Below are 12,486 nucleotides of genomic sequence, written 5' to 3' on the forward strand. Positions count from 1 at the left end.
AAAAGCCTTCTCACGGTTAAGAAGACTTTTTCTTTTTTTTATGCTTTGGAAGTCCCCGTAAGCAGAGAACCGTCCCTCTGATCCCCTGCTTTCTTATCCAACCTATAACTCAGGAATGTAAGCAAGCTAGCACAGACTGCCACGATCCCACCGACCCAGGTTACATGGATAAGGCCGGCATGGTGGTAGACAACTCCGCCTAATGCAGAACCAAAGGCGATGCCGACGTTGCTTGCGACCGGCATGAGGGAGGCGGCGAGTCCTGTTGCACTGGGCTGATAGATTTTGGCAAGGTCTATCAGGTAGAGCTGGGTGGAAGTTGTCAAGAGAATCGCCGTTAACGACATCAGTCCGATGTTTACAAGTCCCAGTGTAAAATGACTGGTCGTAAAGAATAGGCCAGCTAGAACTACTGCCTGCACAAGAAAGACGAACCGCAGGCGACCGATTGCGTTGTGGCTTGCAATTTTACCGGCAAGGATGTTGCTGAAAATCGAGATGAAGCCGTAGACGAAAAGAATCAAACTGATGGAATAGTATGGTGCTCCCATTCCTTTTAAAATAGGAACCAGGTATGTGAATACGGCATAGGTTGCCCCGAATCCGAGGGCGGGAATGAAAAAGGCAATCAAGATACGCGGATTGGTCAATAGAGCGAATTGATCCCGAATCGAGCTGCGAACCTGACTGAGTCCGCCTGGCAGGACGAAATAGGAAGCCAGAAATGCCACTCCACCCAGGATAGTGGTCAGCATAAAGGTGGCATTCCAGCCGAACCACGATGACACGACCGTCCCGATCGGCACGCCGACCACATTCGCAAGGGTAAAGCCGCCGAACACGAATGAGATGGCAAGTCCCCGTTTTTTCGCTGGCATGGTTTCACTTGCCACAATCATGGCCAGGGAGATCAGCACTCCAGTCACAATAGCCGTCAAAATCCTAAATGTAAGCAGCATCGCATAGGATGTCGATACGGCACACAACGCATTGAATAAAATGAAAGCCGCAATCAAAATCAGCATCCATTTACGCTTTGGAAAATGGCTCGTTGCGGACATCACAAGTGGTGTGGCAATGGCAAAGGTAATCGCAAACGCAGAAACAAGTGTCCCCGCTTTTGCATTGGACATAGAAAGGCTTGAGGAAATATCCGTCAAGATCCCCACAATCACAAACTCGCTTGTCCCAAGAACAAAGGTTAATAAACTTAGTGTTAAAATGAGCAGCCAATGCTGCCTCGTTAATTTATCAGAATGCATAGTTATCTCTCATTTCTTGGCTGTAATGTGTCATATGGTAGATAAACAACCTAAACATCATACCATAATACATGCTCTTCACAAAATTTTCTCGAAAGCAGAGATTCGCCCCTAATGCTCCCTAAGGAGATTTCAGTAATGATTGGGGTATGGACCCATAGGGGGCAAATTCCAGGGAAGCTGGCGATAGACCATGAATTTTTTCGATAAAATAATGAGCGGCGTCAACAATATCAAGGAGGGAAAGGGTATACCTATCCCGGTCACATCTAACATGCTGCGGGAGGTACTTCGGCGAAATGATAAACTGCAGGATGTTGCGGTGGAAATCACGGACGGCGAGATCATTGTCACCGGAAAAGCGGAGGCGGACCTTAAAGTGACTAAGAAGGACCTCTCATTCTCCATCACCCTCCAACCGGTTCAGATAGAAGGAAGGGAGCTGGTCTTCAAGATTGCTAAACTAAAACCACTGAACCTTAGTATCTTCAATAAACGTATTTTCGATAAGCCGCCACACCTTACCTATAAAAGTGGTCATATTAGGATTGATTATTATCCGTAAGATTCCGGTTGGGAAGATCAAAAGTTATATGATGGGCGAAGGGGAGATTACAGTTGTAGTGGGGATTTAGGAAGCAGAGAGCCGTCACCCTGCTTCCATTCTGCACCAACTACAGAGGATATAAGCAAAATGAAGTTGAAGATATGTGGGCTTAAGTAATTTTTTGTTTTCATTAGGGAAAAATTGTGTAGGGCCAGATAGCATTTTTGCTATTTGGTCTTTTTCTATAATGTTTACAAATGGATATGTTTAATAGACCTCCAACATGGTTCTCATTATTAAACTAACACAAATTCAAGTAAATCATATGGTTAATTTGAAAAATCAGCATAAAAGGTTATAACTTTTGGAATAGATAAATGGTAAATGTACGGGATATACATTTTGAAAATAGGAAGGAGGAAAACACAGGTGGAAGAAATAATAGAACTGAGGAAAAGGCTATTTTCACTTGAATATAGTAAATGGACAGAGAATATGCTATTTACTTTTAAGTGGTGGATTTTACTTATAATGGTTGTGGTTTGCTGGTATATTTGGTGGAAGATTGTTGATAAAACTAGGCTAATGGAAATTGGTTTGGTTGGATTTACTGCAGGTTTAGTTTCCACTTTGTTGAACACAACTGGAATAGAACTTACTTTGTGGCAATACCCCAATCAATTATTTGGTGCTGTCAGAGGAATGAACATACTTGATTTAACTTTGATCCCAATAGGCTACATGTTAATTTATCAATTCTTTTCAAAGTGGAAATTCTATATTATTACAGTTACTATATTCGCCTTTCTAGGGAGTTTTGTAGGTCAGCCATTATTTAAAGCATTAAACCTTTACGAACCCATAAACTGGAAATATGTATACTCTATTCCTGTCTATTTATTTATTGGGATAATCGTTAAACTAATCGCTTCAAAAATAAAGACCATTCAGGATAAAAATAATTGAATAAAATATCATTAAAAGTACGGATAAAATGTATCAGTAAATCCTTCCCTTTAGATTTCTGAATGTACCTTTAAAATCTTAGACAATCTTTTGTGTCTACTTTCCAAATACTTCCACAAAAAGACCTAACAGCAAATTATGACTGTTGGGTCTTTCCAATCTAGTAAAAAAAGAAATGGTTTTGAACTATATAAATGGTCTAATAACTAAAACGGATATCGTAAATGATATCTTAGATAAAATAAGTAATGACAAACATACAAATAAAGACAAACTTCAAGAGGAGATAAAGGCTAATAAAAAGGAGTTCCGTGTACTACAGAAGGAATTGGATGCCATTGACTAAGATTATCGCAATAAGGATATTAGTGCTAAAGCATACGGCAGGTTATCTGGGAAAATTGAAGATGAAGTAGATTGATTTCAAGAAATTATTAATGACTTAGAAAAGAAGTGCGAGCATATTACTTCATCCTACTCTATCGACGAAAGAATTGTAAAAGAGGCCGTAGAAAATTTTAACGAATTATTTATTAAAGTAAGCAATGCAAATAAGAAAATCTCAATTAAATCACTTATAAAGAAAATTGAAATGGAATAAAATAAAAAGGAAGGAAATTAAGAGCATTGTCTTCTGGATTTTAGAAGATAGTGCTTTATCATTAAAATATGCTTTACCAAAAATTTGAAGGGCGCAGAACCGTAGTATAAATGATATTTAAAGCGAAAGTTAGAAATTATTATCTAAATGATAAAAAGGTTTAATAGACATAATAAGAGTCGCCACTAGAATATCATGTGGCGACTTTTATATATTCTTAAACCAGTAAATTGATCAATTGTGGATGTCACAACTCAGACCCCTTATTCGTCTTGTTTTCGATTAAGAATAAAGGGGAGCGATGAAGATGAAACAGCAAAAGACGATTGTAATTATTGGTGGAGGGTATGCAGGGATTAACGCCATTGATGCAATGAAGAAGGAAAAAATAAATCATGATTTTAGAATCGTTTTAATTGATAAACAGCCTAATCATTTTCGGAAAGTGAAATTGTTTAAAGCTATTGTGGAGGAGGACTATTCAGAACTATTTATTCCATTCTCTGACTATTGTTCTAATGGGGTTGAGTTCCTGCAAGGAGAACTTAAAGCGGTGCACCATAAGGATCAAAAAATTGAAGTGCTTCATGCAAGAGGACAATCAATACAATTGAATTATGATCTAATGGTCTTGGCTTTGGGAAGTGTGATAAACAGAGTTGATCCAAGTAAAGGAGGAACCACATTAAGTAGTCTGGAAGATGCAAGGGAAATTAGGGAGCATCTATTAAATGAAGTATCAAATAAATCCAAGCTACGTATTTCCATCATTGGGGCAGGCATCACTGGAATCGAGACTTCAGCAGAAATCGCTACTTGGTTAAAAGGGATAAAAGCATCAAATGTAGAAATTTTACTATGGAATCAGCTTGGAAGGTTGCTTTGTGAGATCCCTGAAAAGGTTAGCTCGAAGTTAGAAAGAAGGTTAAATCACTTAGGTGTTAGAACGATTCATAAGGTAAAGGCGCATAATTTTGAAAATAACAGAATCATATATAATGATGGTTTAGAAATGGAATCTGATTATTGTATTTGGACTGTGGGAATGCGACCTCACCCATGTCTTCAGGAATTGGGGCTGCCCATCACAAATAGCGGAAAGCTCCTGATTGATTCCTGGTACAGATTGAAAGAATGTAAAAATATATATGCGATTGGAGATTGCGCTCATATCGTCGATTCCAGAACAGGGGAGGTAGCTGGAATGACCTGCAAAGAAGCTGTTGCAGAAGCAACTACTCTAGCCAAAATCATGAAGGCGGATGTAACTGGACATGAGGCTGAAGGCCACCAAGCCTACCCAAGCCTTTATTGCATTGGGTTAGGTCCAACTGATGGATTCTTTTGGACGCAAAAATGGGGAATCGATTTCGTCCTATCAGGAAAATTAGGTGTGAAACTAAGGGAATACACTTGGAATATTGCCAGCTTGGTTAATTAATAGAGATGGAGGAGATTTAATGGATTGGCATCACCTCTATTTAGAGAATCGACCACTACTGTTTTCGATTGCTTATCGAATGCTTGGGACGGTTACGGATGCAGAGGACATCCTACAAGATGTATTCCTTCAAGCGAGCGGGATGGAAATGGAGAAGGTGGAAAACAAGAAAGCCTATTTTTGTAAAATGGTTACAAATCGGTGTATGGACCACTTGAAATCAGCACGTGTAAAACGTGAAGTGTATACTGGCCCTTGGTTACCAGAGCCCATCATTATTCAGGATAACGATCCATATTCTGAGGTGATGAAAGGGGAAGTCATTTCAATCGCAGTTTTGTTTTTATTAGAAAAATTAAATCCAATTGAAAGAGCAGTATTTATTTTACGTGAGGTTCTGGATTATGATTATGCGGTCATCGCCGAAATCGTAGGAAGAAATGAAGCGAATTGCAGAAAAATATTTAGTAGAGTTAAAGGGAAAATCCCGGCTATGAATATCGAATCCGCTCATATAGACAAGGGTAATGTTCACATCGTTCAACCCTTGGTTACAGCCATTCATGAGGGTAATCTTCAGAAATTAGAAAGCTGGTTAGCAAATGACGTCATCCTATATACCGACGGTGGCGGTAAAGTTACTGCAGCTATCAAACCGGTTCAATCAAGAAAGCTTGTATTTCGTTTTATTGCATCTTTACTTGAACAACTTTCTAATAACACAATCTCAATCAATCTAGTAAATGTGAATGGTGAATCAGGATTATTGATCACCGAACCAAACAATATAATAACCGTCATAAGCTTTAATATCGAGAATCAATTGATTAAAGAAATCTATATGATGAGAAATCCAGATAAGCTTCATCATATTGGTTAATTGAAAAGGTTGTGTGAAGCGCGGGAAAGGTTCGCGGCATCCGAGTTGCTCCTCGGATACCGAACTTTCCTTTCTTATGAATGTGCTTGTTATCCAATGAACCGTCCCCCTGCTTCCCAGGAGAAATTCCGTATTGATTGGGGTATAGACCCATAGAGGCAAATTCCAGGAAAGCAGGCGAGCGACCATGAACTTTTTCGATAAAATAAAAAGCGGAGTCAACCATATCAAGGAGAGCAAGGGTATCACTGTGCCGGTCACCGCCAACATGCTGCAGGAGGTGCTTCGGCGAAATGATAAACTGCGGGATGTTGGAGTGGAAATCACGGACGGCGAAATCATTGTCACCGGAAAAGCGGAAGCGGATCTTAAAGTGACCAAGAAGGACCTCTTATTCTCCATCACCCTCCAGTCGGTTCAGATGGAAGGAAGGGAGCTGGTCTTCAAGATTGCTAAACTAAAACCATTGAACCTTACTATCCTCAATAAACTTATTTTCGACAAGCCGAAACACCTTACCTATAAGAGTGGTCATATTAGGATTGATTTTAATAGCTGGGATATCATCCGTAAGATTTCGGTTGGAAAGATCAAGAATTATAAGATGGGGGAAGGGGAGATTACAGTTGTAGTGGGGGTATAGGTCTGCTGAGTAACTTGAAATTATAAGTAAAGGAAGCACGGAGATGATTCGTAGCTTCTTTTTTTTGCTTTCGACCGATTTAGGTACCTAGCAGAATCACTGGATTTTTATAGAATAATAGAAACAAGAGCAGTTGAAACGGAAGTGCGGGGACGGCTCTGTGCATCCAAGTGAAGTCAAAATTCTTGTTTGGAGAGGATAGAACGAAGAAGTATATATGTATGTTAGAGGACATTTACAAAATAACCAGAGACGCAATCTAGGGATTTTATGCTTCATTCTCTATGGAAATCACATTTAACGTTTTGCTTGAGAAGGTTTAAAGGAACAAATAAAAAATACCATCACTTACCCAACGTGTGCTTGTGTTAAAGGAAGAACATTCCTTGATGTTTGTCTATTCATCCTCTGTCTCCGATTTGCTCATTACTTTTTGTATAAGATTAAAATACCCCTCATCCGTGCCAATGTCATATCGATCACTTGCGACTTCCACTCCATAGCACTTGTTTAGCTTAGATAATTCTTTTATTGCATCGGTCAGTTGGACTTCTCCTCCAATTCCTTGCCCCACTTTTTCTAAATGTGAAAAAATAGATGATTCAAAAATGTACCTCCCACATACCGCTAAATTAGATGGGGGAGCGGAACGAGGTTTTTCTACAATATCATGAATCTCAAAAATATTATCTTCTTTAACGGTCCCTTTCACTACTCCATAGTTCTTTAGCAGTTTTTCTTCTGTTTTTTCTAAAGCAATTACTGTAGATTGATAGTTTTCGTATACGTCTAAATGCTCTTGTAAAGCAGGCTGACCTTTTTTTATAAAAATATCATCAGGAAGAAGAACTGCAAATGGGTCTAAAAGTATCGCAGCACCTAGTCCATTTGCAAAAGATTGACGTCTATATTGGATAGAAATATTAGGTTCCGCCCCGTACTTTGTTAAATGGGACATATCTAACCAGGTCCTACATAAATTAGAAGTAAAAGCTTATTGTGAGGGTTGCAATATGTGGTCCGAATTTAAAGAATTCATCTCAAGGGGAAACGTTCTCGAATTGGCCGTTGCCGTTATCATTGGTGCTGCTTTCAATAATATTGTCAATTCTCTTGTGGAAGACATAATCATGCCGTTTATCGGGATAATTGTTGGGGGGATAAATTTAGAAGCCCTTTATTTTAGAGTTGGAGGAGCTTTCGTCTATTATGGGAAATTTATTCAATCATTGATGGATTTCCTTCTCGTATCTATTGCCATATTTACGGTCATCAAGATTTTTAATACATACCGTCGAAGAAAAGACGAACAGAAAGTATTCAAGGTAAAGGCGATAACGAATATAGAATTGTTGACTGAGATTCGTGACATATTGAAAAGGCAAGAGGAAACTGTCGAAAGTGATAAAGTAAAAAAAGAACCTGATGAGACAGTTATCCGATTGAAGAAAAAAATAAAATAGGAAACATAAAGGAAGCAACAGGACCGTCCCCCTGCTTCCCTAACGCATATCCGACAACCCCCGATTAATAAAATGGTGAAGCAGCTCAGCCATTTCCTTAGGGGTTTTTGTCATGCCGTTTTCCAGCCAGCTCTTGATCATGTAGATGCTGCCGCTTACATAGAAGATACTCAGATAATCGTAAGTTTCGCGGTCGAGTTGTTTGTGGTCTGTTAGCCAGTTTTTGAAGATGAATTCCTTGGCGATGCTCATGCCTTTTTTCTGGAATTGGACCTCGGTGTGTTCACTGAGCAGTATTCTGCAGATGTCGCTTTTGGCTGCGATGTACTCGAAGATCTTTTCGGTCATCTGGTATGCTTCATCTTCTTTGGAGAAGTTGTACTGGTTGAGTGTATGGACCATATCCTCGGTGAACTCCTCATCGATGCTATCGAGCAGTTCGTATTGGCTTGCGTAGTGGGCGTAGAAGGTGGAGCGGTTGATATCGGCATGCTCACAGATCTCCTTGATGGTGATGGTGGCGATGGATTTTTCCTTAAGGAGCTCAAGCAAGCTATCTTTCAGTACCATGCGTGTGTATTTCTTTCGTCTATCCATATCAATTATCATTCCTTTCATGGAGTACGGGAATCATTTTGGATGCAGAGAACCGTCCCCTGCTTCTTTATCCAACATAACGTTCAGTAGTGTTGCACAACCAACATTTCGAAAACAACTGCTTGTTGAATGTCCAACACCGTGTCTTTTATAATAATAAAATGAAAAGGTGAAAGACACAAGAGAGGATGAACGACGATAAAAATTGCATCACGTATTATTAAACATAAAAAGGCTGTATTACTTTCGTTTACATTGGTTACGATCATTTCCGTGGTTGCGCAGTTTTTTGTTTCGGTCAATTACAATATGGTCGACTATCTGCCGGATGATGCACAGTCGACCCGTGCGATGGATGTCATGGAAGAGGAGTTCACCGGCGCGGTTCCGAATACACGGGTCATGGTTCCTGATGTGTCGCTCCAGGAGGCGCTCACCTATAAGGAGAAACTGTCAGCGATTAATGGTGTGGGAGATGTGCTATGGCTCGATGATGTGGTCGATCTGAAGACCCCGCTAGAGATGGCGGATGCCGAGATGGTGGAGACCTACTATAAGGATGGCAATGCCCTTTATTCGATCAGTGTCCGCAGTGGGGATGAGGTGGGCATCACCGATAGCATCTATGAGCTGATCGGGGAGGATGGCGCGATTGCCGGAGAGGCGATCAACACCGCAACCTCCCAGAAGATGGCCGGCAATGAGTCGATGTATGCGGCTCTTTTGCTCGTACCGATCATTATTCTGATACTGGTCCTGTCCACGACTTCCTGGGTCGAGCCTGTCTTTTTCCTGACGGCGATCGGGGTGAGTGTGCTGATTAACCTCGGAACGAACATCTTTATCGGCGAAGTTTCCTTTGTCACCCAATCGGTTGCGCCGATTCTGCAGCTCGCGGTATCGCTCGATTATGCGGTATTTTTGCTGCATAGCTTTGCAGAATATCGGAAGAAGACGGATAACCCGGAAGAGGCGATGGAGCTTGCGATGAAGAAGTCGTTCCCGGCTATTACGGCAAGTGCCGCGACAACATTCTTTGGCTTTATTGCCCTGACCTTCATGAACTTTGAGATCGGCGCTGATCTTGGGGTGAACCTTGTGAAGGGGATTGTGCTGAGCTTCATCAGTGTGATGGTGTTCCTGCCTGCATTGACGCTTTATTTTTATAAATGGATGGATAAAACAAAGCATAAGAGCTTTGTTCCAAGCTTTCAGGGAATCGGAAATTTTGTGCTGAAGTTCAAGGTTCCAAGTCTGATTCTTGTATTTGCCATCCTCATCCCGGCGTTCATGGCACAAAGCAACACGTCCTTTACGTATGGATTTGGGGAGATACCGGAGGATACACGAACTGGCTCGGATTTCAAGCAAATCAACGAGACATTCGGGGAAAACACGCCGCTTGTGCTGCTAGTGCCAAAGGGCGATGTGGCGAAGGAAGAGAAGCTTGTCTCCGAATTGGAGGAGCTTCACTATGTCACAAGTGTCATTGCCTATGCGAACACAGTCGATCCGGTGATTCCGCCGGAGTACCTGGATGAATCGATTACCAATGAGTTCTACTCGGAAAACTATGCCCGTATCGTGATCAACACAAATCAGGGAACAGAGGGCGAGATTCCATTTTCCATTGTAGAAAAGGTGGAGAAAGCCGCTGCCGACTATTATGGAAAAGAGGCACTCGGCCTAGGGGAGAGCGTGACCTTGTATGATATAAAAAATACCGTCACAAAAGATAACCTGCTTGTGAACATATTGACGGTTGTGACCATTGCGATTGTGCTCCTCATCGGTTTCCGGTCGATCTCCATTCCGGTCGTGCTGCTCGTGACAATCCAGTCGGCCGTATGGATCAACCTGTCGATCCCATACTTCACGGAGACATCGCTTGTGTTTGTCGGGTATCTGATCATCAGTACGGTACAGCTCGCAGCAACCGTCGATTACGGAATTCTTTTCACGGAAGCCTATCAGCATCATCGCAAGGAAATGTCTGCTGTCAAAGCGATGGTGAAAACATTGGATGAAAAGACGTTTTCAATCTCGATTTCCGCTGGGATCCTTTCCAGTGTCGGGTTCATCCTGTGGATCACCTCCTCCAACCCAATTGTTGGAGCCATCGGGCTATTGCTTGGAAGAGGAACCTTGCTTTCTTTTGTGATGGTGCTATTCTTCCTGCCGGCCCTGTTGCTGGTGTCCGATAGACTGATCAGGAAAACGACCTATAAAGCGGACTACTATAAGGAGAAGTGATGATGAGAAAACAACTACAATATACAATGCTCGCCGGAATGCTTGCCCTGCCAACAATCATTGGTCCCGCATCTGCTGGTGCTGAAACAGAGGGTAGTGTCACGTCCAAGGATGAAGTGGTGTATGCCACGCTTAAGGCGAACGGAGAACTAGGACCGATCTATGTGGTCAATACGCTTGAAGTTGCCCGGGCTGGTGAGATTCTGGACTATGGATCCTACAGCAGTGTGAAAAATCTGACCGACTTGACGGAGCTTGAAAAGGAGAATGAAGGTGTCCGTCTGGATGCCTCCGAGGAAGGGAAGTTCTTTTATCAGGGTAATCTGGCGGAGGGAAAGGAACTGCCGTGGGATGTCACGGTGACTTACTTGCTTGATGGGAAAAAGGTGGAGCCAGCTGAATTGGCTGGAAAGTCCGGTAAGCTCGAGATTGTGATCGAGACAACTGAAAACGGGGAAGTTGAATCTGTTTTTTATGAGAACTACCTGCTGCAGGTTTCCCTGATGCTGCCAAACACCTATCAGGATATCGAAGCGGTGGACGGCATGATCGCCAATGCTGGAAAGAACAAACAGATTACCTTTACCGTCATGCCTGGCCAAGAGGAAAAGTTGACAGTTGCAGCTGCGGTAAAGGACTTTGAACTTGATGGCGTGCAGATTGCCGCTGTCCCCTCGACCTTGCCGATTGATACGACCGGAACGGAAGGCATGACAGAGGAAATGGGCCAACTAAGTGACGCCATCAAGCAACTCAACGACGGCGTTGCTGAACTTGAAGATGGGGTGTCCCAACTGCATGACGGGACAGGGCAGCTTCGTGATGGTTCTGGACAGTATAAAAACGGAATGACCCAATTGAACGGCTCCTCGGCTGAGCTTGTGAATGCATCGAGCTCGATCCAGGATGCGCTCAAGAAGATAAATGCCGGTCTTTCCAGCGATGCGGCACAGGTTGATCTATCCGAGTTGGCGGAACTGCCAGAAGGTCTGACGCAACTGGCGGAGGGCTTGAAGGAGACAGCCGATGGTATGGCCCTATTAATGGAAAACTATGCGAAAGCCTATGGTGCATTGGATGGCGCAATCAAGGAAATACCGGCGCAACAGCTTTCAGAGGAAGAGATTGCAGCCTTGTATACGAGCGGTGCGGATTCAGAGACAGTTGATAAACTGGTTGCTGCCTATTCGGCTTCCCAAAAGGTGAAAGGTACCTATGACCAGACAGGGCAGGCCTTTGCAGCGGTAGAAACATCCTTGAACCAGATGGAAAATGCAGTGAGAGGTATGAGTGGGTCGCTGAGCTCCATCGCAGCCGAACTTTCTGCATCATTAAAAGACACTGATCTCAGCGGGCTTGCCGAGCTGCAAAAAGGGATTGCGGCGCTTTCCTCCAATTACAGCTCCTTCCATTCCGGACTGGTGAGCTACACAGGTGGCGTGAGTGAGCTATCCTCCTCTTACGGAAAACTTCACAGCGGTCTTGTGGGTCTGAGTGAAGGTACAGGCGAACTAGAAAACGGTATCGGCGAGCTGCAGAACGGAACAGCTGAGCTATATGAGGAAACAAAAGACCTGCCCGCACAGATGCAGGCAGAAATCGATAACATGATCCAGGAATACGATAAATCCGATTTCAAACCGGTATCCTTCGTATCTCCAAAAAATGAAAAGGTCTCTTCGGTACAGTTCGTGATAAAGACGGAAAGCATCAAAAAAGAAGAGCAGCCGACGAAACAGGCGGAACCGGAGAAGAAGAAAGGATTCTGGACGCTGTTGAAGGAACTGTTCAAATAAAAAATGAAAAATAACTAATAAACACAATACAAGAACG

General features: G+C 42.5%; 11 protein-coding genes. 8 read left to right on the forward strand and 3 right to left on the reverse strand.

Annotated elements, in window-relative coordinates:
- Positions 1-38 precede the first annotated feature (38 nt).
- The gene (locus tag ACQCT5_RS00835; protein ID WP_499637902.1) at positions 39-1,262 is read right to left on the reverse strand and encodes an MFS transporter; all 1,224 of its coding nucleotides are present in this window, start codon (positions 1,260-1,262) and stop codon (positions 39-41) included.
- Positions 1,263-1,455: 193 nt separating this feature from the next.
- Here ACQCT5_RS00835 and ACQCT5_RS00840 point away from each other — a divergent pair, with 193 nt between their 5' ends.
- From ACQCT5_RS00840 to ACQCT5_RS00860, 5 genes are all read left to right on the forward strand, one after another.
- Positions 1,456-1,827 (forward strand): hypothetical protein, encoded by a 372-nt coding sequence (locus tag ACQCT5_RS00840; protein ID WP_499637905.1) that lies wholly within the window; start codon positions 1,456-1,458, stop codon positions 1,825-1,827.
- 411 nt (positions 1,828-2,238) lie between these two features.
- Positions 2,239-2,775, forward strand: coding sequence for a CBO0543 family protein (locus ACQCT5_RS00845; protein WP_499637908.1), 537 nt, complete (start codon positions 2,239-2,241; stop codon positions 2,773-2,775).
- Between the two features lie 908 nt (positions 2,776-3,683).
- Positions 3,684-4,817 carry an NAD(P)/FAD-dependent oxidoreductase gene (locus ACQCT5_RS00850; RefSeq protein ID WP_499637911.1) on the forward strand — a complete coding sequence of 378 codons (1,134 nt, stop codon included), beginning with the start codon at positions 3,684-3,686 and terminating at the stop codon, positions 4,815-4,817.
- Positions 4,818-4,836: 19 nt separating this feature from the next.
- Positions 4,837-5,697 carry an RNA polymerase sigma-70 factor gene (locus tag ACQCT5_RS00855; protein ID WP_499637913.1) on the forward strand — a complete coding sequence of 287 codons (861 nt, stop codon included), beginning with the start codon at positions 4,837-4,839 and terminating at the stop codon, positions 5,695-5,697.
- Between the two features lie 187 nt (positions 5,698-5,884).
- Complete coding sequence (locus ACQCT5_RS00860) at positions 5,885-6,340, forward strand: hypothetical protein (protein WP_499637916.1); 456 nt, start codon at positions 5,885-5,887, stop codon at positions 6,338-6,340.
- A gap of 397 nt (positions 6,341-6,737) precedes the next feature.
- On the opposite strand, the gene ACQCT5_RS00865 is transcribed toward ACQCT5_RS00860, so the two are convergent.
- Complete coding sequence (locus ACQCT5_RS00865) at positions 6,738-7,298, reverse strand: sugar phosphate nucleotidyltransferase (RefSeq protein ID WP_499637919.1); 561 nt, start codon at positions 7,296-7,298, stop codon at positions 6,738-6,740.
- A 55-nt stretch (positions 7,299-7,353) separates the two neighbouring features.
- Here ACQCT5_RS00865 and mscL point away from each other — a divergent pair, with 55 nt between their 5' ends.
- On the forward strand, positions 7,354-7,803 hold the full coding sequence (gene mscL, locus ACQCT5_RS00870) for a large conductance mechanosensitive channel protein MscL (protein ID WP_499637922.1): 450 nt from the start codon (positions 7,354-7,356) through the stop codon (positions 7,801-7,803).
- A gap of 39 nt (positions 7,804-7,842) precedes the next feature.
- Here mscL and ACQCT5_RS00875 read toward each other — a convergent pair whose 3' ends face one another.
- Positions 7,843-8,400, reverse strand: a complete 558-nt coding sequence (locus ACQCT5_RS00875; RefSeq protein WP_499637925.1) for a TetR/AcrR family transcriptional regulator — start codon at positions 8,398-8,400, stop codon at positions 7,843-7,845.
- A gap of 309 nt (positions 8,401-8,709) precedes the next feature.
- Here ACQCT5_RS00875 and ACQCT5_RS00880 point away from each other — a divergent pair, with 309 nt between their 5' ends.
- Positions 8,710-10,653 carry an efflux RND transporter permease subunit gene (locus ACQCT5_RS00880; RefSeq protein ID WP_499639071.1) on the forward strand — a complete coding sequence of 648 codons (1,944 nt, stop codon included), beginning with the start codon at positions 8,710-8,712 and terminating at the stop codon, positions 10,651-10,653.
- 2 nt (positions 10,654-10,655) lie between these two features.
- Complete coding sequence (locus tag ACQCT5_RS00885; protein WP_499637928.1) at positions 10,656-12,449, forward strand: YhgE/Pip domain-containing protein; 1,794 nt, start codon at positions 10,656-10,658, stop codon at positions 12,447-12,449.
- The last annotated feature ends 37 nt before the right edge of the window (positions 12,450-12,486 follow it).

The sequence above is a fragment of the Sutcliffiella halmapala genome, from assembly GCF_050107295.1.
GTDB lineage: Bacteria > Bacillota > Bacilli > Bacillales > Bacillaceae_I > Sutcliffiella_A > Sutcliffiella_A halmapala_A.